The 19195-nt window shown below is 40.3% G+C and carries 20 protein-coding genes; 17 read left to right on the top strand and 3 right to left on the bottom strand.

The genetic code is table 11. The annotated features are described in order from the left end of the window. Positions 1-354: 354 nt before the first annotated feature. From OQX64_RS02050 to OQX64_RS02015, 8 genes are all read left to right on the top strand, one after another. Complete coding sequence (locus OQX64_RS02050; RefSeq protein ID WP_265817350.1) at positions 355-1842, top strand: alpha-amylase; 1488 nt, start codon at positions 355-357, stop codon at positions 1840-1842. A gap of 41 nt (positions 1843-1883) precedes the next feature. Beyond that, positions 1884-2093 (top strand): hypothetical protein, encoded by a 210-nt coding sequence (locus tag OQX64_RS02045; RefSeq protein WP_265817349.1) that lies wholly within the window; start codon positions 1884-1886, stop codon positions 2091-2093. Between the two features lie 318 nt (positions 2094-2411). Beyond that, positions 2412-2801, top strand: a complete 390-nt coding sequence (locus OQX64_RS02040) for a hypothetical protein (RefSeq protein ID WP_265817348.1) — start codon at positions 2412-2414, stop codon at positions 2799-2801. Positions 2802-2905: 104 nt separating this feature from the next. After that, a complete protein-coding gene (locus OQX64_RS02035; protein ID WP_265817347.1) occupies positions 2906-5197 on the top strand; it encodes a mechanosensitive ion channel family protein in 2292 nt (763 codons plus the stop codon). A 124-nt stretch (positions 5198-5321) separates the two neighbouring features. Next, the gene (locus tag OQX64_RS02030) at positions 5322-5792 is read left to right on the top strand and encodes a (2Fe-2S)-binding protein (RefSeq protein ID WP_088300617.1); all 471 of its coding nucleotides are present in this window, start codon (positions 5322-5324) and stop codon (positions 5790-5792) included. Then, positions 5785-6804 (top strand): FAD binding domain-containing protein, encoded by a 1020-nt coding sequence (locus OQX64_RS02025; protein ID WP_088300618.1) that lies wholly within the window; start codon positions 5785-5787, stop codon positions 6802-6804. Before OQX64_RS02030 ends, OQX64_RS02025 begins: the two co-directional genes overlap by 8 nt. Before the next feature lie 17 nt (positions 6805-6821). Further along, entirely contained in the window at positions 6822-9065 is a 2244-nt protein-coding gene (locus OQX64_RS02020) for a xanthine dehydrogenase family protein molybdopterin-binding subunit (RefSeq protein WP_265817346.1), read from the top strand. A gap of 31 nt (positions 9066-9096) precedes the next feature. Next, the gene (locus tag OQX64_RS02015; protein ID WP_265817345.1) at positions 9097-9795 is read left to right on the top strand and encodes a DUF2490 domain-containing protein; all 699 of its coding nucleotides are present in this window, start codon (positions 9097-9099) and stop codon (positions 9793-9795) included. Between the two features lie 15 nt (positions 9796-9810). On the opposite strand, the gene OQX64_RS02010 is transcribed toward OQX64_RS02015, so the two are convergent. Genes OQX64_RS02010 through modA form a run of 3 tightly spaced genes read right to left on the bottom strand, consistent with a single transcriptional unit; the run spans position 9811 to position 11882 of the window. Beyond that, complete coding sequence (locus tag OQX64_RS02010; RefSeq protein WP_265817344.1) at positions 9811-10428, bottom strand: ATP-binding cassette domain-containing protein; 618 nt, start codon at positions 10426-10428, stop codon at positions 9811-9813. Beyond that, on the bottom strand, positions 10425-11096 hold the full coding sequence (gene modB, locus OQX64_RS02005; protein WP_265817343.1) for a molybdate ABC transporter permease subunit: 672 nt from the start codon (positions 11094-11096) through the stop codon (positions 10425-10427). The genes OQX64_RS02010 and modB overlap by 4 nt, the downstream gene beginning before the upstream one ends. Beyond that, positions 11097-11882 (bottom strand): molybdate ABC transporter substrate-binding protein, encoded by a 786-nt coding sequence (gene modA, locus OQX64_RS02000; RefSeq protein WP_265817342.1) that lies wholly within the window; start codon positions 11880-11882, stop codon positions 11097-11099. Between the two features lie 220 nt (positions 11883-12102). Here modA and OQX64_RS01995 point away from each other — a divergent pair, with 220 nt between their 5' ends. From OQX64_RS01995 to moaCB, 9 genes are read left to right on the top strand one after another with little or no spacing between them, the layout of a single operon-like run. Then, positions 12103-13218 carry an XdhC family protein gene (locus tag OQX64_RS01995; protein WP_265817341.1) on the top strand — a complete coding sequence of 372 codons (1116 nt, stop codon included), beginning with the start codon at positions 12103-12105 and terminating at the stop codon, positions 13216-13218. Continuing rightward, entirely contained in the window at positions 13218-13802 is a 585-nt protein-coding gene (locus OQX64_RS01990) for a nucleotidyltransferase family protein (RefSeq protein WP_265817340.1), read from the top strand. Before OQX64_RS01995 ends, OQX64_RS01990 begins: the two co-directional genes overlap by 1 nt. Then, the gene (moaA, locus tag OQX64_RS01985) at positions 13802-14782 is read left to right on the top strand and encodes a GTP 3',8-cyclase MoaA (RefSeq protein ID WP_265817339.1); all 981 of its coding nucleotides are present in this window, start codon (positions 13802-13804) and stop codon (positions 14780-14782) included. Before OQX64_RS01990 ends, moaA begins: the two co-directional genes overlap by 1 nt. Before the next feature lies 1 nt (position 14783). Further along, on the top strand, positions 14784-15971 hold the full coding sequence (gene glp, locus OQX64_RS01980; RefSeq protein ID WP_265817338.1) for a gephyrin-like molybdotransferase Glp: 1188 nt from the start codon (positions 14784-14786) through the stop codon (positions 15969-15971). Between the two features lie 18 nt (positions 15972-15989). Then, entirely contained in the window at positions 15990-16490 is a 501-nt protein-coding gene (locus OQX64_RS01975) for a molybdopterin-binding protein (protein ID WP_265817336.1), read from the top strand. A 1-nt stretch (position 16491) separates the two neighbouring features. Further along, positions 16492-16725 carry a MoaD/ThiS family protein gene (locus tag OQX64_RS01970; protein ID WP_088300627.1) on the top strand — a complete coding sequence of 78 codons (234 nt, stop codon included), beginning with the start codon at positions 16492-16494 and terminating at the stop codon, positions 16723-16725. Between the two features lie 6 nt (positions 16726-16731). Beyond that, on the top strand, positions 16732-17838 hold the full coding sequence (locus tag OQX64_RS01965; RefSeq protein WP_265817335.1) for a ThiF family adenylyltransferase: 1107 nt from the start codon (positions 16732-16734) through the stop codon (positions 17836-17838). 1 nt (position 17839) lies between these two features. Then, positions 17840-18283: a molybdenum cofactor biosynthesis protein MoaE gene (locus OQX64_RS01960; protein WP_265817334.1), complete on the top strand. Its 444-nt coding sequence runs from the start codon at positions 17840-17842 to the stop codon at positions 18281-18283. A gap of 1 nt (position 18284) precedes the next feature. After that, positions 18285-19193, top strand: a complete 909-nt coding sequence (gene moaCB / locus OQX64_RS01955; protein WP_265817333.1) for a bifunctional molybdenum cofactor biosynthesis protein MoaC/MoaB — start codon at positions 18285-18287, stop codon at positions 19191-19193. Positions 19194-19195 lie beyond the last annotated feature (2 nt).

The raw sequence follows: 19195 nt of genomic DNA, 5'->3' as shown, positions 1-19195 counted from the left end.
TATCATACAATCATAAAATACTGTTAAAGTATCCTAAAAAATACAATCAAAAAATATAATCCAACAAAAAAAAATATAAATAACTAAAATACAACTACTTATATAAAAAAAATTATTAACCCAATTGATTTTGATTTGATTTTTATCAACAACTATATCTGGTTTCACCATATTTTGAGATGAATCTTCTTCTAACATATAGCATAAATGTTTAATAAGATGAATGATACAGCCCGACAACAGATTTAATTGCCTTTAACGGCTATCTGAAATCTTTTTTCAATTCCCGAAAGAGATTTGCTTTATCATTCAAACAAAGCCTAACTTTTAGAGTTGTATTCAAAAATAAAATGAATGGAAAATCATACAATGCTTCAATATTTCGAATGGTATTACCCTAAAGATGGTAGCCTTTGGAGAAAAGTAAGTCAGGATGCAAAAGAATTAAAGGAAATGGGAATAGATTCAGTTTGGTTGCCGCCTGCCCATAAAGGGATGGATGGTACTGAATCTACAGGTTATGACTCTTATGATCTATACGATCTGGGTGAATTTGACCAAAAAGGAAGTGTTGCTACCAAATACGGAACAAAAGAAGAATATATTGAGGCCGTAAAAACAGCAAAAGCGGCCGGGCTTCAGGTTTATGTAGATATTGTGCTCAACCACCTTGGTGGTGCCGACGACTTTGAACCGGTAATGGTAAGAAAGGTAAATCCCGAAAACCGCAACGAATTTATTTCAGAACCTTTTGAGATTGATGCCTATACCAGGTTTACCTACCCCGGCAGAAATGGCAAATATTCTGAATTTAAATGGGATTACCAGTGTTTTACCGGTGTAGATTATGATGCCAGAACACAGGAAACAGCTATTTATAGCATTCAAAATCAATATGGCGAGGGTTGGGAAGAAGTAATGGATAACGAAAATGGCAACTACGATTACCTCATGTTAACCGACATAGATTTCAGAAACCCGGCGGTAAGAGCAGAACTGAAAAGATGGGGGAAATGGTTTTATGAAACGGTGGGTTTTGATGGTTTCAGACTGGATGCCATCAAACATATGCCGCATGCTTTCTTTAATGAGTGGCTGGATTATCTCCGTGCAGAACTGAATGCAGAACTGTTTACCGTAGGTGAATACTGGTCGCCATATGATTTACAATCGATGCTGGATTATATTGAGGCCACAGAAGGACGCATGTCGCTTTTTGATGCCTGTCTTCAGGCAAATTTTTCCAGGGCTTCCAAAGCAGGGGAAGAATTCGATCTTTCTACCATCTTAAACGGAAGTTTGGTTCAGGTACGTCCGGAACTCGCAGTTACACTGGTTGAAAACCACGATACACAACCGCTTCAATCTTTAGAACAAACGGTAGAACCCTGGTTCAGGGCACATGCTTATGCCATTATTCTACTACGTGAGGCGGGTTATCCATGTGTATTTTATTCGGATGTTTACGGATCTTCCTATACAGATAAAGGAACAGACGGAAAAGACCATGAAGTAACCATGCAATCGCTTCCGCAACTGGCGCAGTTATTACACTTAAGAAAAAACAAAGCCTACGGTTTTCAGCGAGATTATTTCGATCATGAAAGTTGCATTGGATGGACCAGGGCCGGTGATGAGGAACATCAGGGTTCGGGTGTCGCCGTAATCATGTCCAATGGTGAAGCAGGCACAAAACATATGGAAATGGGCGAGGCATTTGCCGGGCAAACCTTTACGGATTGTTTAGGTCATGTTGAGGGTGAAGTAACCCTTGATGAACATGGATGGGGCGAGTTCCGTTGTGATGCCGGTTCTGTATCAGTCTGGGCCGTTTGCGGTTAAACGACCAGGAAATTATTAAATGTCTCAAAAACGAAAAACTAATGGAAAAATTTGAATTGAACCTGAATGGACTGAACTATGATGTTCTTCCCCAGGATAACGGTACTTACCGAATTATGAATGGCGAAGAAAAAATTGGTGTCATTTATGCGGAACCTGGTGATGAGGGGCCGCAATGGAAAACGCTCGATGATCTCGATACGGATCTGGTTAACGATTTGGGCAAAGCCATTACAGATCATAATGCTTAATAGCTTCAATTAATCTCATCTGGTCTGAGGTCTGAAAAGACAAAAGCCGTATTCCTATTGTCCATTGCATCAGCGGTTAAGCATTTGCAATGGACTTTTACATGAAATGCCACCTGACATTAGGAATTAGTTTCAGAAACCGAGATCCATTTAATAATTCGAAAATCCATTGCCTGATCGATCTATCAGTTTACACTAATTCGATAATTATAAAACAATGTAAAGATCACATCGGTTGCTATAGATAATATTCCAATGGATAAACTTGTGTATTCAACAAACATTTGTTGTACTATAACGCTCCTGATGAATTAGCCTATGATAGATAAAAAAATAAGAGAAGCGGAAATCCTTTATGAAGAATTAAAAGATAGTGCAACTTTACAACTGGAATTACTGAGGCTAGATGCCATACATTATATTGCCAAACTTAGCGCCAATCTGATCACGAATATATTTACCTTAATTTGCACCATTTTAGCTTTTCTGTTTGGTACCGTTACATTAGGTTTTCTATTTTCAGATTTATTAAACAGTTACACATTGGGCTTTGGCGGACTTACCTTATTCTACCTATTGGTTGCCATAGTGACAATCAAAAAGGCAAACTTTATAGAAGCCATCATTATTAATTTTACCATCCGGAAATTTTTATTGACCAAAGGAAATAAAAACGATGGATATCATAACCCGTCGGATCCTGAGTAAAGCAACTTAAAGGGAGATCAAGGCTATTATCTATATTAAAAACGAATACCATTATTACAATGAAATTTGCTGTAAAACCAAAATGTATTTTCTTTATTTTGCTGATGCTTGTATCCACCAGCATCTGGTGTCAGGCACAGCAGGCAAAAACCAAACCAACTGATTCTGTTAATACCATTCCTGATACACTCCTCTTTAAAATTCAAACGGCCCAGTCTGCCATTACGGAAATCAACGCGGCCAACAAAAAGGGATATAACCTGGATGCCATTCAGCGCCAGTTTAATACGGTAAAAGAAAATGTAAACCCATTGGTTATATCTTTTAAGGCTAAGGAGGAACTTGATACCAAAAACCTGTTGAGTTTTGATCTTATTTTGCGAGATGCAGATACCAGATTAAAAAATATTACGGCTATTTTAGTACAAAACAGCAATGCTCTTCAAAAAATGTCTGACCAGGTAGTTAGCCTGAGCAGCGATACCCTACTGCAAAACAACAATGGCGAGGATGGCCGGAAACTATATCATCAACAGATCAGTGAAATTAAATCGCGATTACAGGAGGCTGGAAAATTAACAGGTGAAAACCTGAGTCAGGTCAATGTACTTCTGGCCAATATTTCTGCATTAAATGTAGTGGTCAATGATTTGCGTGCACAAACTGCTGAAAAACTGGCGCTTTCAGGCAAACTCGCTTTGCGCAAACGGAATCCATACCTTTGGCATGCCACGCTCCAAAACCCGGCCAGCCAAACCACTGGTAATTTAATTGCATCATCATATCAGGGGCAGCAACAAATTCTCAAATACTTTATTCATTCTACCTGGGATAACCGTTTTCTGGCCATCTTAATTTCCGTTGTTTTTTTTATCTGGGTGCACCGAAACTTCAAAAGTTCCAGGCGTGCGGCAATCAGGCGCCAGCTTGGTGACCTGAAATTCGAATACCTCAAACCCTTTCCGATTTTTTCAACGCTGATTGTATTGTTAAACATTACGCCGCTTTTCGAACCCGATGCACCAGCACTATACATTGAATTGATTCAGCTTTTATTACTGGCTGTGATGTCGGTTCACCTCTGGAACACTTTAGAAAAAAAACAGCTGCGTTTCTGGCTGATGCTCATGGCTTTATATACCATCATGATTATCGGAAATGCCGGAGTAGATGATACGCTTCCACTTCGTGTGGTGCTGATTGCCATTAACATTTTCTTTATATGGATTGGCATTCAGCTATTTAATAAGGTAACTTTTAAGGAATTTTCCAAAAAATATGTCCGCACTGTACTGATAATCCTCATTTTAATGAATGCACTCTCCGTATTGCTGAATCTTTTTGGCAGGGTTGATATGGCCAAAGTAACCAGTGTTACCGGAGTGATTGGCCTCATTCAGTTAATTGGTTTGAGTGTGTTTATGCAGATTATGCTTGATGCACTGGATCTGCAGATGAAAATCAGTTCCTGCAATAATGGTCTTTTTTCGAGAATCAACCACATGAAAACAAAAGCCAAATTTAAAAAGGGGCTTTCTGTACTATGTGTTTTATTATGGGTAATCGTATTGCTTATCAACCTGAGTCTGATTGGAGGCCTCTGGCAATGGATCAGCGAAATACTGTCAAAACCGAGGGTATTCGGCAGCATTCACTTCAGCCTTGGTAACATCGTATTTTTTATTGTCATTATCTACATCGCCAATAAACTACAGAAACATGTTCCCTTATTGTTTGGTGAGGAGCGCATTACCTTTAATGAAGATAGTGGTCATAAGGGGTCAAAAGTGGCATTGGTTCGCCTGGTGATCATTGTTTTAGGTGTATTACTGGCCGTAATGGCTTCAGGTTTACCAATGGATAAGCTTACGGTTGTTTTAGGTGCATTTGGTGTAGGTATTGGTTTGGGGATGCAGAATATCGTTAATAATTTTGTTTCCGGAATTATTCTGATTTTCGAAAAACCCTTCCGTATAGGCGATTATGTTGAACTCGCCGATAAAAAAGGCAAAGTTCGGGATATCGGAATCCGCTCCAGTAAACTCCTTACCCCCCAGGGTTCTGAAGTCATCATTCCCAATGGTGATTTACTTTCAGGACGTTTGGTAAACTGGACCCTAGGGAATGATTTCATTAAAACCGAACTCGTTTTTAAAGTAAGTGCAGAAAGTGATTTTGAAGACATCAAAAAAATTATCTCGGGCATGTTAAATGAAGCGGAAAATACCGTAAAAAAACTACCTCCTGAAGTTTTACTGAATAACATTACAGCCGACAGTTTAGAAATTAAGGTCCTGCTCTGGATTAACAATATTTATGTGGAAGCAGAATTTAAGAGTGATTTCCTGCAACAGCTGGTTAAAAAATTAAAGGATGCCAGCGTTAAAATCATGTAGTTGCTGATGCGTGTATTTTATATTTGTCAGAGAGAATTTTAGCATCAGGTCATTTGTCTAAAACTTTTTTCAAATGTTTAAAGTTGTGTAATTGGGGATCTCCGAACTACAAAACAGATTTACAATGACAAAAACAACACTAAACGTTAACCAGCAACGTTATGAGCTGAACCTGCTTCCATGGGTTTCGTTACTTGATGCCTTGCGTGAACACCTTAAACTTACCGGGACTAAAAAAGGTTGCGACCATGGTCAGTGTGGTGCCTGTACCATTATTTGTGATGGCAAGCGAATATTAAGCTGTATGACCCTGGCGGTAATGAAAAATGATTCAGAAATCACCACTATAGAAGGTATTTCTGATGGTGAATCCCTTCATCCCATTCAGCAAGCTTTTATCGATCACGATGCATTTCAATGCGGTTATTGTACTCCCGGACAAATTTGCAGCGCTATTGGAATGTTGAAAGAAGGTCATGCCCATACGCGTGAAGAAGTTCAGGAACTCATGAGTGGCAACATCTGCCGTTGCGGTGCAAATGTGGGTATTATTGATGCGATTATGCAGGTTAAAGACGGAGGTACGCATGAATAATTTTGAATATAAACAAGCTACCAATATTCACGATGCTTTAGATCTGGTTAACCAGAAACCTGATGCCGTATTTATTGCCGGGGGAACCAATTTAATCGACTTGTGGAAATATGACCTTACACATCCTTCCCAACTGATCGATATCAATCATATCCCTGAAAACGATGAGATTTCTATACAAAAAGATGGTAAAATCCGTCTCGGGGCTGCAGTAAAAAATGCAGACACCGCATATCATCCTTTAATTGAACAAAAATATCCCCTGCTTTCCAGAGCTATTCTGGCTGGCGCTTCGGCGCAGATCCGAAACATGGCCAGTAATGGCGGTAACCTGCTGCAGCGCACCAGGTGCTATTACTTTTATGACCCGGATGTACCATGCAATAAACGCAATCCGGGATCTGGTTGCCCGGCCAAAGCCGGGTACAATAGAATCCATGCCATTCTGGGTACGAGTGATGCATGTATTGCGGTTTTTCCTTCAGATATGTGCATCGCCCTCGCCGCACTTGATGCTACTGTTAACGTGAGCGGACCAAATGGCAACCGCAGCATTCCTTTCGCATCCTTTCATCGGCTACCAGATAACCGCCCTGACCTGGACAATACTTTAGAGCAGGGAGAAATCATCACTTCCATCGATCTGCCTCAAGATGATTTTTCCGAAAATTATTCTTATCTGAAACTGAGAGACCGGCACTCCTATGCTTTTGCATTGGTATCAGTAGCCACAGCATTTAAGCTGAATGGAAATACCATTGAATTAGCCAGAATTGCTTTAGGTGGTGTAGCCCACAAACCCTGGCGCAATATTGAAGCGGAAGAATTCTTAAAAAATAAGGAAGCAAATGCTGAAAATTTTTCTGCAGCAGCTGATATGATATTAAAAGGTGCAAAAGGATTTGGTCATAATGATTTTAAAATCAGCCTTGCTAAAAAGGCCATTATCAGAAACGGACTTATGGCATTAAACCCGTCCAGTCAGTTGCCTGGTGCTCAACCATCAGCATAATAATTTTACGAGAACACATGGAAATGGATACAAATAAAACGGTAGGTAAGCCAGTTAGTCGTTTAGAAGGTAAACTCAAAGTAACCGGAATAGCCAAATATGCCGCTGAATATGAGGTTGACAATTTACTTTATGGTTATGTAGTAAACAGCACGATCACCAAAGGAAAAATTTTAAGTATTGATGTAAGTAAAGCAATGGCACTGCCTGGTGTGATTGAAGTACTTACCCATGAAAACCGGACCAGGCTGGCTTGGTTTGATTTGCAGTATACTGATATGGATGCCCCTCCGGGAACGGTTTTTAAACCGCTTTATGATGAAAATATTTTATACAATGGCCAGCCAATTGCCTTAGTGGTGGCCGAAAGTTTTGAAATGGCACGCTTTGCAGCTACACAGGTTATTTTTAAATATAAAGAAGAACCTTTTCAAACCAGTCTGGAGCATCACCTGGATCAATCAAGAGTAGCAAAAAAAGGATTTGCTACTGCATTGAAACCACCTCCACCACCACCAACAGGCGATTTTGAAAAAGCCTATCAACAGGCTGAGGTGAAAGTAGATGCGACCTACATCCACGGTACAGAACACCATAACCCTATTGAACTTTTCGCCACCACAACCGTTTATCAGGGCAACGGTAAACTCACCATTTACGATAAAACACAGGGCACCATTAATAATCAGTTGTATGTAGCCAACATTTTCGGACTCAAATATAAAAATGTAAGGGTACTGGCACCATTTGTAGGTGGTGGATTTGGCTCAGGCCTTCGCCCCCAATACCAGTTATTTTTATGTGTAATGGCGGCACTGCACCTCAAACGCAATGTTCGGGTGGTATTAGACCGAAAACAGATGTTTTCATTTACCCACCGCCCGCCAACCGTACAAAACCTGCGCTTTGCAACCGATACTGATGGCAAACTTACGGCGATGAATCATTCATCGAAGAGCGAAACCTCTTCATTTGAGGATTACTTTGAACCGATTGCCTCCTGGAGTCACCGGCTTTATCCGGCACCTCATACCTTATTTGAACAGGAACTTGTGCCACTGGATGTTTATACGCCAATGGATATGCGTGCACCTGGCGGAAGTACAGCCCTACATGCTATTGAGTGCACCATGGATGAACTTTCCTATAAGCTTAATATCGATCCGTTGGAATTACGCTTAATCAATTATACAGAAATGGACCCATCTGCCGGCAAACCCTATACCAGTAAAGCCCTGAAAGCCTGCTACCTGGAAGCTGCTGACCAATTTGGCTGGAAAAAACGAACGCCAAAACCAAGAAGCATGGAACGTGGCAATAAGTTGATTGGTTATGGCATGGCTACCGGAATATGGGATGCCTTTCAGTTTCCATCGCGTGTAGAAGCCATGATTACCGCAGATGGAAAAATGATACTGAATAATGCAGTAACGGATATTGGTACCGGTACGTTTACGGTAATGACGCAGATTGCAGCAGATGAACTCGGACTTCCGCTGGAAGAGGTGGATTTCCGCTATGGGGATAGCAAAAAGCCATTTTCGATGTTTCAGGGTGGTTCAGCGATGACCTCCTCTACCGGGGTAGCCATTGTAATCGCAGCAAAGGAACTCAGAAAAAAATTAGCAAAGAAAGCCAGGGAAATGCCCCACTCTCCTTTTAAAAAGGTTGAAGACGCGGAGCTGACTTTCAGCAATGGTAACATTATTTTAAATAACGATCCGAATATTTCCGTATCATTTAAAGATATCATCGCCTTTAATAAAGGCAAGGTAATCAAAACAACCAATATGGGGAAGCCACATCTGCTTAAACTTAAAAAATACAGTCTGGCAACACATAGTGCCTCTTTTGTGGAAGTGGAAGTGGATAAAGATTTGGGCACTGTTACCGTAACCCGGGCAGTAACCGCTGTTGCGGCAGGAAAGATCATTAATCCTAAAACAGCTAAAAGTCAGGTTTATGGATCGATGGTTTGGGGAATCAGCAAAGCGCTCCATGAAGAAACCATTATGGATGAAAACCTGGGTAAATATATCAATGCCAACCTGGGCGAATACCACCTTCCTGTTCATGCCGATATCCGCCAGCTTGAGGTTATTTTTGCTGAGGAAAATGATGAGCTAATTAATGAACTTGGCGTGAAGGGTGTTGGTGAAATTGGCCTTGTAGGTATGCCTGCTGCCATTTCAAATGCCATTTATCATGCCACCGGAAAGCGCATTAATAAATTACCTATTCATTTTGATGAGCTGATATAACTTTTATCAGCGGCCTTGCCGATAGTAGAAAATGAACCTTAGTAAATTATGGATAATGGTCATTCCATTGTTGATCGCATTTCAAACAGCCGCCCAGACTGAAAATACCGGGTGGCTGTTCATTTCCCACAGTCAGCAAGTAAGCCAGAAATTTGACATCCTGGCTGATGTGCAAGTCAGGTCAGCTGATCAGTTGAATGGTTTTTCAGCATTGCTTCTTCGCACAGCTTTAAATTATAATTTTAATAAACACCATGCTATTGCTGCTGGCTATGCTTTTTTAGGAAAATGGGAAAATGATGAATCAGCAATCAAGATACTTCATCCCGAAAACCGGATTTACCAGCAATATCTTTTTAATGCCAATACCGGACGTACAGAATGGACGCTAAGGTTTAGGCTGGAACAACGTTTCATGACACAGCAAGATCAGACGGATTTTTCACTACGGAGCCGTTTTTTTACTGCAGTGCAGGTTCCGCTCTTGGCAAATGAAGATTTCAGTAAAGGTTTTTATACAGGCTTTCAGAATGAATTATTTCTGAATGTCATCAACAAGAAAAATGTAAACGGCAGCATATTTGATCAAAATCGCTCTGCTGTTTCTGTGGGCTACCGGTGGAACAAAAAAATAGATATGGAATTCGGCTACCTCTTATGGGCACAAAAGGAAGAGGACAATTCTGCTAAAACCAATGTTTGGCAGTTAATGATCACCACCAGTTTCTGATCCTTTGAGGTAAGTTTATGCTTCCATTTTAAATACTGCCGGCGATGGATCAAGTATTTCATCGTCATGTGTCACCAGCAATACCGTTGTGCCCTGAACTAAGAATAAGGCCTGGAGTTTAGCGAGCAGTTTACTTTTCAGTTCCCTGTCAAGCGCTGAAAAAGATTCATCCATCAGTAACAGATCAGGTTTTGTGGACAAAGCTCTTAAAATGGCCAGCCTTTGCTGTTGACCACCTGATAGCTGAGCAGGCAGGTGCTGACGAAAAACTTCCATCTCACCCAACTCCAGTAACTGACCGATATATGCCTGATCGGACGTGCCATAGGCCAACTGTTCTTCAACCGTCATGTTCGGAAACAAGGCATAATCCTGAAAAACAAACCCAACATTTCTTTCCTGAATTCTTTTCGAAAACTTCCTTTCAGCATCAAACCAAAGGGTATCCTCAAATTTAATCATTCCTTTTTCGGGGGTAATTAATCCGGCAATCATCTTCAGCAAAGTTGTTTTTCCTGCACCCGATGGTCCGGTAATCTGGGTAACTTTTCCAATATCGAATTGGGCTTTCACCCTTAAATCTTCCCAGCCTTTATAGGTTTTTATACGCTTATTAATATCGACTTCTATCATTCAAATGGATTTTTGACTGCTTTTTTATTAAAGATGAAGACAGCCAGTACGATCGCAAAAGTAATGGCAAACAGTATCAGCGCATACTGATTGGCAGCCTGATAATCCATGGTTTCCACCGCATCATAAATGGCAATGGAAGCCACTTTTGTTACACCAGGAATGTTTCCTCCAATCATCAGCACCACGCCAAACTCACCAAGTGTATGGGCAAATGTAAGTACCGCAGCCGTATAGATGGATGCCTTTATATTGGGCAGCAGCACATAAATAAAGGTTTGCCATTTGCTTTTACCCATGGTATAAGAAGCCTGTGCCAGTGTTTCAGGTAGATGTCCGAATGCGGATTTCACCGGACTAATCATAAAGGGAAGGCTATAAATAACAGATGCAAAAACCAATCCCTGAAAAGAAAAAACCAGCTGAAGGTTTAAATGCTCATGCAGCCACTTCCCAAAACCGTTATTCGGACTAAAGGCCAGCAGCAGGTAAAAACCTAAAACAGAAGGTGGCAGTACCAGGGGCATTGTGATAAAGGCTTCCAAAATAATTTTTGCCATGGTACTCTTTCCGGAAAGCCAGTAAGCAACCGGAATTCCGATTAACAGAAGTATTGCCGTGGTAATCAAGGCAAGTTTTAAACTGAGGTAAATCGGTTCAAAATCCATTTAACTTTTTTTTACTACAGGTAAATGATAGCCACTTTTCCTGATAATTTGTTGTGCAGAAGCAGAAGAAAGATAATTAAAAAATTTTGTCGCTTCCACAAGCTTTCCTTTTTTCGCATAGGCCAGTAAAATGGCACCTTGAGAGATCGTGTGATAACTTTCAGCGTCTACCCTGGCCCATTTCAATTTTGATTGATCACTGTTTTCATATAGAAAGGATTCTGTAGTAAAACCTAATTCTACCGCTCCCGTTTGGATATAGGTATTTACTTGCGAAATACTTTCTGCATAAACCAAGTTGGAGCTGATCTTGCTCTTTAATTGATAATGTTCCAGTGCCTCTTCCGCAGCTTTTCCATAGGGTGCAGTTTTTGGATTGGCAATGGCAATTCGTCCGGCCTTATGAGCAGATAGTATTTTTGGCCAGTTTTTTAAATCAAGATCGGTTTTGCCGCAAATAATCAAACTTCCTAATGCATAAATTTTTGGGGCTTGCAATCCGAATTGTTTTGCATATAATTGCTCCGGAAACGCTGTATCTGCTGAAAGAAAGATATCGTAAGGTGCGCCATTCATGATTTGGGCAGTTAATTTTCCTGATGCACCCACTATAGCCTCCGATTTTATCCCGGTTTTTCGCTCGAAATCTTTTTGCAGCCTTTTAATCAGTTGCTGCGCATTTGCTGCCACCGCAATCCGCAATACCTGTGCAGAAAGTTGTGCAGCAGCAGTTAGGCAAACCAATAGTGTTAAAATTAAAATTCTGAATGCAAAAGTCTTTTTCATGAATCAAAATAAATGACGCCATTTTGAGCGGCTAATTTAGCTAAATTAACAGGTAATCGGGTCAAGGGTTTTGGTGATGCTTAAAAAGCAGTTGAAATATCGTCTAAAAATTAAATTTTTTCAAAATATCAAAACATTGATGCTAAACATTGTTTTTAATTTATAGCAATAATCCATTTCAAAATATAGTAGTTAAATTGCTTAATCTGAAAATTACCCGATGAAAGAAATCGCAGACATTATTAAAGCGCATGCTCAGGCCAGGAAAGATGGAAAAAAAACAGCGCTGGCAACAGTAGTTAAGGTAGAAGGATCATCTTATCGCCGGCCTGGTGCCAGAATGTTGATCACGGAAGATGGCATGTTAACCGGTGCCATTAGTGGTGGCTGCCTGGAAGGTGATGCTTTGAGAAAGGCGCTTACAGCCATCCACCAGCAGGAAAATAAACTGGTTACTTACGATTCTATGGATGAAGATGATGCAAAATTCGGGGTACAGCTGGGTTGCAATGGCATTGTTTACATCCTTTTTGAGCCTATTTTTGATAATAGACAAGCAAATCCGATCAGCATCTTAACTGAACTGGAAAGCAAACGCGAAAATGCAGCCTTGGCTGTATTATTTTCTCTTGAAGGTCAAAAACAAATTGGCACGCACTTGCTCCATACACAGCATGGTCAATTTAGGCATAATGAAAATGGTCATTTCCCTTCACTTTCTGTTGATCTTCAACAAGTTTTGACTGAAAGAAAATCAACATTTTTAGATTATAAAGTAGGTCAAGAACTAATTACTGCATTTCTGGAATTTATCAGTCCACCCATTGCGCTAATTATTGCGGGTGCAGGGAATGATGCACAACCACTCGCCAATATTGCAGATGTACTGGGCTGGAACGTCACCATTGCCGATGGACGCCCCACCCATGCCACGAGTCAGCGCTTTCCCAAAGCCAATCAGATTTTAGTCACCAAACCTGGGCAACTTTTATCACAGATTACGATAGACGATCATACCGCTTTTGTATTAATGACCCACAATTACAATTACGACCTGGAGTTGTTACACCTCCTTCTATCAACCAATGCGCCATATATTGGTTCCTTAGGTCCTAAAAAGAAATTAGTCAGAATGCTGGATGAACTTAACCAGAATACCACTGAAAATCAATCCAGGGTTCATGGTCCGGTTGGTCTGGATATTGGTGCAGAAACAGCTGAAGAAATTGCCATTTCGATTGTAGCTGAAATCAAGGCTGTTTTATCGGGTGCCTCCGCAGGCAGACTGAAAGAAAAAACTGCTCCTATTCACGTTTATGAAAATAAAAACAATTGATGCATACAGGTATCGTGATCCTGGCAGCAGGAAATTCAAGCCGGTTAGGCCGACCGAAGCAGTTACTGGTATTTAAACAAAAAACACTTATTGAACAGACTATTAATGCCGCGTTGCAAACTTCTTTTCAACCGATCATTGTAGTGCTTGGCGCTTATGCAAATGAAATTCAGGAAAAATTATCTGCTGAAGTGAACTTTGTGATTAATGAAAACTGGTCGGCAGGGATGTCATCCAGCATTGCTGTTGGAGTAGCAGCACTCATCAAAAAATCACCACTGATCGAAAACATAATGATAGCCGTTTCGGATCAGGCATTTATCACAGCTGAGATTTTCAGCGCATTAAAACAGAAACAAATCAGCACAAAAAAAGGTATCGTTGCAAGCACTTATGCCAAAACAACTGGTACACCTGTGCTGTTCAATAAACAATACTTCCCTCAGCTTTTATCCTTAACCGGAAATAATGGTGCTAAATCAATGCTAAAATTACACGATAATGATGTAGAAACAATTGCATTTGCGATGGGTAATGTAGATATTGATACCGAAACCGATTACGATAATTTAATTAAGCAATAATGATAGCAGATTCGTTTGGAAGAGTACATGATTACTTGCGGATATCTTTAACGGATAACTGTAACTTCCGCTGTTTTTATTGCATGCCCGAAGAAGAGTATGATTTTACACCTGCTTCCAGGTTGATGCAAACGGATGAAATTATCAGACTGGCCACCATCTTTGTTAATCAGGGCGTAAAAAAAATCAGGCTAACCGGTGGCGAGCCATTGGTAAGGAAGGATGCTGCTGCCATTATTTCGGCATTAGGCAAACTCCCTGTTGAGCTGGTTATCACCACCAATGGAACCCGGATTGCCGAAATGCTTCCCGTATTAAAAGAAGCCGGAATAAAAACCGTCAATATTAGCCTGGATACGCTTCAGGCAGAGAAGTTTTTCATGATTACCCGCCGTGATGTTTTTCACCAGGTACGCAGCAATATTGAGTTACTTTTACAGGAAAAAATTGCCGTTAAAATTAACATGGTAGTGATGAAAGGACTCAACGATGGCGAAATTAAAGATTTTATTGCCTGGACAAAACACAATCCCATACAGATTCGGTTTATTGAATTTATGCCCTTTACTGGCAACAAATGGACCAGCAATAAAATGTTCTCCCTTCAGGAAATTTTAACAATGGTTGAAAAAGACTTTACGGTATTACCTGTTGAAGGTGCTCCACATGATACGGCTAAACATTTTATGATTCCTGGCCATGAAGGTTCTTTCGCCATCATCAGCACCATGACGGCTCCCTTCTGCAGTACCTGCAATAGAATGCGACTAACTGCCGATGGAAAATTAAAGAATTGCTTGTTTTCTAACGGTGAAACGGATTTACTAACGGCCCTGAGAAACGATGAAGACGTGCTTCCTTTAATTATGGCCTCCATTTGGGATAAGAAGGAAGCGCTCGGTGGTCAACTCATTTCACATTTTGAATCGTTAGATGCAGACACCATTAATAATCGAAGTATGATCACAATTGGAGGGTAAAATGATTACGGTAGACCAGGCAAAACAAATTATTCTTGATAATATTACCATTTTAGATCCACAAAAAATCCCATTACAAGATACCCTGGGGCATATTCTAGCTGCAGATGTTTATGCCTCGGTTGATATTCCTGCATTCAGGCAGTCATCAATGGATGGCTATGCGATAAAGTTTGAGTCAGCATTAAAAACCTATACGCTGGTTGGAGAAATGGCTGCCGGAGCCACACAATCCATCATTATTACCAATGGTGAAACCAGCCGGATTTTTACTGGTGCCCCATTACCCGAAGGCGCAGATACCGTGGTGATGCAGGAAAAAGTAAGCCGAACTGCAAGGCAGATCACTGTGGAAGATCCTAAAATGGCTAAAGGTTTAAATGTGCGGGAAAAAGGTGCTGAAATTAAAGCCGGAGCATTAGCCATGCAGATTGGAAGTTTACTCACACCTGCTGCAATAGGCTTTCTGGCCGGAATTGGCATCAGTGCGGTTGAAGTTTTTCCTATGCCAAAAGTAACCATTGTGCTTACTGGAAATGAGTTACAACAACCCGGAGAACCACTGGCATTTGGTCAGGTTTACGAATCTAATTCTTATTCCTTATCTGCAGCGTTAAAACTGGAAGGCATTCAGCACATTGAAGTGCTTTGGGTTAATGATAACCTGGAATCACTTACAGAAACACTGCAGGTAGCACTACATCAAAGTGATGTTGTGCTTTTAACCGGAGGCGTAAGTGTTGGTGATTATGATTTTGTCATTGCTGCTGCCGAACAATGTGGGATAACACCAAAATTCCATAAAATTAAACAGAAGCCAGGTAAACCCCTGTTTTTCGGCACGCAAAACCATAAACTTGTTTTTGGCTTGCCCGGAAATCCATCTTCTGTATTAAGCTGTTATTACAATTATGTTTTACCAGCCATTAAGGTTTTATCAAATTTGCCAAACAGTGTGGCTGAGGTAGAAGCAGAACTAGAAAGTGATTACGAAAAGTCCCCTGGTTTAACCCACTTTTTGAAAGGAATTTATTCAAATGGTAAAGCAAAGCCGCTAAATGCACAAGAGTCATTTCGATTGAGTTCATTTACGCATTCAAATTGCCTCATTCGTTTGAAAGAAGATCAGCAGCATTTCATGGCTGGAGAAAAAGTAATCGTACTATTGCTACCGAATAACTCACCTTAAACCAATATTTTTACCAAAATGATTAAATACTTATTTGCCATTTTTATTTTATGTGGCATGAAGATCCAGGCACAGGAAAGCAAACAATTTACAATTGAAGGCGATGTAAAGCAAAAGCTAACCATCAATCTGGCTTCACTTTCCAATTATAAAAAAGTTAGTATTGACAGCATAAGTATTTTAAATCACCTCTTGCAGCGAAAAAGCAGCATTAAAAATATTAAAGGCGTACCTTTGAAAGAGATTTTAAGTCAGGTGGAGATTAATGAATCATCGCCTAAAAAATTAAGTGAATATTACCTGGTTTGTTCTGCTACCGATAACTATAAAGTGGTTTTTTCATGGAATGAGGTTTTCAACGCAAAATCAGAAAACAACATTTTAATTTTAACCGATTTCATTGCTGATCCTGAAAAAGCTGAGAAAGGTAATATTGCCATGATTGCGACAACTGATGTAGCAACGGGCAGAAGGTTTGTAAAAGGCCTGAATAAAATAAGTATTCATAAAGTAAATTGATATGAAATTAGAGATCATCAGTTTTGGTAAAATTTCTGAATTTATCAGGCAACAGCAAATCGAAATTTCGGATGTTATAAACACTGATCAGCTTAAAAGCTACCTGGAAACATCATTTCCGCAGTTGGCAGGAATGAAATACAAACTGGCCATTAATCAAAATGTGATACAGTCCAATCAATCCCTTAAAAACGAAGATAAAGTGGCCATTATGCCACCATTTTCTGGAGGTTAATACGTGATGGATCATGAACGTTACAGCAGGCAACTGGTTTTAAAAGGCTTTGGAGCTATAGCACAAAACAAACTTATCAATTCAAGCATACTGGTAGTTGGAGCGGGTGGTTTGGGCTGTCCGATAATACAGTATCTTGCCGCAGCCGGTATCGGCACAATCGGAATAGTGGATAATGACACTATTTCACTTTCCAATCTGCATAGGCAAATTCTTTTCACTACAGAAGACCTCGGCCAGCCTAAGGTAAAAGTTGCTGCGGAAAGATTGCGGTTAATGAATCCGGAAATTTCTATTGTAGAACATTCACTTCGGCTGGATAAAAGCAATATATTCAGCGTTATAGAACACTATGATATCGTGATCGATAGCACCGACAATTTCGATTCGAGATACCTCATTAACGATGCCTGCGCATTGCTCCAAAAGCCATTAATTTTTGCAGCTGTATCTGGTTATGAGGGCCAGCTCGCCATTTTTAATGTAAAAGATAAACAGGGTATTGCAACCAATTACCGCGACATCTTCCCTATTCCGCCTGCACCTGGTGAAATTCAAAACTGCGCCGAGAATGGCATATTGGGTGTGCTCCCTGGAATTATGGGTACAATGGCTGCAGCAGAAGCCATTAAACTGATTGCCGGAGTTGGCCAGCCGCTGATTAATACCTTGCTTCATTACAATTTGCTCGACCAAACACAATATACTTTAAATATTTCTGTAGGTAATGATTATGTTTTACCCAAAAGCAAAGCTGACTTTTTATTAATGGAAGATAACCGATCGCATTTTATTGCACCTGCCTACGAAGAAATAGACCTTACACAAATGCTACTGTTGAGGGAGCAAGATTTGGCCTTGTTAATTGATGTAAGGGAAAAACATGAATTTCCCATATTGGATCAGGATGTGTTTCTGCAAGTACCAATGTCTGAATTTAATACCTTTATGCAAAACAATATTGATGCAGAAAGCATTGTATTGCTTTGCCAGCATGGCATCAGAAGTGTTGCCGCTGCAGAATTGCTTCAGGACAAATATGGCGATACAAAGAAAATTTATAGCTTAAAGGGGGGCATTGCAAAATGGAGAAATCATTTTCTAAAAAGATAAAATGAGTGAAAAGAAAATAAAAAACATCTTTGTGAACGGGGCGATAAGCCCTTCGTTTATAGCTGAAAGCATTGCCAAGCATGCCACAAAAACAGCTATTGGTGGTCATAACATTTTTATGGGGCAGGTAAGAAAGGATGAAATAAATGGCAAATTTGTAGCCGCTATTGATTACACGGCCTACGAAGAATTGGCACTTACCAAAATGGATGAGATTAGAGAAGATATTTTTGCTAAGTACCCGCTCAACTGCATGCATGTGCACCACAGTTTAGGTTCAATACAGGCAGGCGAAATCTGTTTATTTGTCTTTACCTCTTCCGCTCACCGTAAACCTGCTATGGAAGCTTGCAATGAATTGGTAGAGCGCATTAAGGCTGAACTCCCGATCTGGGGCAAAGAAATATTCGAAGACGAAACCCACCAATGGAAAGAAAACATTTAAGATGGTAAATATTACTAAAAAATCAAATTCCTTAAGGATTGCCATAGCCACGGCTACGGTAAAAGTTTCAAAACAAGAAACAATTGATGCCATTGTGCAAAGAAAAATCCCTAAAGGAGATGTTTTTGAATTTGCCCGCGCTGCCGGATTATTTGGCGTAAAAAAAACCAGTGATGTGATTCCGGATTGCCATCCCCTTCCGATTGAATTTACGTCTATTACCTATGAAGTGGTAGATTTAACCATCCTGATTACAGTAGAAGTCCATACCGTTTATAAAACCGGGGTAGAAGTTGAAGCCATGCATGGTGCTTCGGTTACCGCATTAACCATGTACGATATGCTGAAGCCGATTGACAAGGGCGTAGAGATTCAAAATATCCGTCTGCTTAAAAAGTTGGGAGGCAAGTCAGATTTAAAAAAACTGAAGTTCCCTGAAATTAAGGCTGCAATAGTGGTGTGTTCCGATTCCGTTTTTGAAAAAACTGCTGAAGATGCTTCGGGCAAGGCCATTATTAACCGACTGGCGCAATTGGGCATTGATACAGAAACCTATACCATTGTGCCCGATGTATTGGAAGATATCCAAGATACGGCTAAAAAACTGACAGACAATAACATTAGCTTACTTATCTTTACCGGAGGAACAGGCTTATCACCTCGGGATGTGACTCCTGAGGCCATTAGTCCGCTCATTGAACGCAAAATTGAGGGAATTATGGAAACTGCCAGAAAGTATGGGCAGGAACGCATGCCTTATGCCATGTTATCACGGGGCGTGGCCGGCTTTATCGGTAACACTTTAGTATTAACTTTTCCAGGATCTAAAAATGGCGTGGAAGAATATATGGATGCGCTTTTCCCCCAAATTCTACATCTTTTTAACGTGAATAAAGGGCAAAAGCATTAAAA

It is taken from the genome of Pedobacter sp. GR22-10 (assembly GCF_026239715.1).
In the GTDB taxonomy this organism is placed as follows: domain Bacteria; phylum Bacteroidota; class Bacteroidia; order Sphingobacteriales; family Sphingobacteriaceae; genus Pedobacter.
This window is presented reverse-complemented; position numbering and strand designations above follow the sequence as displayed.

Excerpts from the sequence above, each read along its gene's own strand:
- OQX64_RS02045 (WP_265817349.1), top strand. The coding sequence starts at position 1,884 with ATGGAAAAATTTGAATTGAACCTGAATGGACTGAACTATGATGTTCTT.
- modB (WP_265817343.1), bottom strand. The coding sequence starts at position 11,096 with ATGGATTTTGAACCGATTTACCTCAGTTTAAAACTTGCCTTGATTACC.
- OQX64_RS02010 (WP_265817344.1), bottom strand. The coding sequence starts at position 10,428 with ATGATAGAAGTCGATATTAATAAGCGTATAAAAACCTATAAAGGCTGG.
- OQX64_RS01990 (WP_265817340.1), top strand. The coding sequence starts at position 13,218 with ATGCATACAGGTATCGTGATCCTGGCAGCAGGAAATTCAAGCCGGTTA.
- moaA (WP_265817339.1), top strand. The coding sequence starts at position 13,802 with ATGATAGCAGATTCGTTTGGAAGAGTACATGATTACTTGCGGATATCT.
- OQX64_RS02030 (WP_088300617.1), top strand. The coding sequence starts at position 5,322 with ATGACAAAAACAACACTAAACGTTAACCAGCAACGTTATGAGCTGAAC.
- OQX64_RS02025 (WP_088300618.1), top strand. The coding sequence starts at position 5,785 with ATGAATAATTTTGAATATAAACAAGCTACCAATATTCACGATGCTTTA.
- OQX64_RS01970 (WP_088300627.1), top strand. The coding sequence starts at position 16,492 with ATGAAATTAGAGATCATCAGTTTTGGTAAAATTTCTGAATTTATCAGG.
- modA (WP_265817342.1), bottom strand. The coding sequence starts at position 11,882 with ATGAAAAAGACTTTTGCATTCAGAATTTTAATTTTAACACTATTGGTT.
- OQX64_RS02050 (WP_265817350.1), top strand. The coding sequence starts at position 355 with ATGGAAAATCATACAATGCTTCAATATTTCGAATGGTATTACCCTAAA.
- moaCB (WP_265817333.1), top strand. The coding sequence starts at position 18,285 with ATGGTAAATATTACTAAAAAATCAAATTCCTTAAGGATTGCCATAGCC.
- OQX64_RS01960 (WP_265817334.1), top strand. The coding sequence starts at position 17,840 with ATGAGTGAAAAGAAAATAAAAAACATCTTTGTGAACGGGGCGATAAGC.
- OQX64_RS01975 (WP_265817336.1), top strand. The coding sequence starts at position 15,990 with ATGATTAAATACTTATTTGCCATTTTTATTTTATGTGGCATGAAGATC.
- OQX64_RS02020 (WP_265817346.1), top strand. The coding sequence starts at position 6,822 with ATGGAAATGGATACAAATAAAACGGTAGGTAAGCCAGTTAGTCGTTTA.
- OQX64_RS02015 (WP_265817345.1), top strand. The coding sequence starts at position 9,097 with ATGAACCTTAGTAAATTATGGATAATGGTCATTCCATTGTTGATCGCA.
- glp (WP_265817338.1), top strand. The coding sequence starts at position 14,784 with ATGATTACGGTAGACCAGGCAAAACAAATTATTCTTGATAATATTACC.
- OQX64_RS02040 (WP_265817348.1), top strand. The coding sequence starts at position 2,412 with ATGATAGATAAAAAAATAAGAGAAGCGGAAATCCTTTATGAAGAATTA.
- OQX64_RS02035 (WP_265817347.1), top strand. The coding sequence starts at position 2,906 with ATGCTTGTATCCACCAGCATCTGGTGTCAGGCACAGCAGGCAAAAACC.
- OQX64_RS01995 (WP_265817341.1), top strand. The coding sequence starts at position 12,103 with ATGAAAGAAATCGCAGACATTATTAAAGCGCATGCTCAGGCCAGGAAA.
- OQX64_RS01965 (WP_265817335.1), top strand. The coding sequence starts at position 16,732 with ATGGATCATGAACGTTACAGCAGGCAACTGGTTTTAAAAGGCTTTGGA.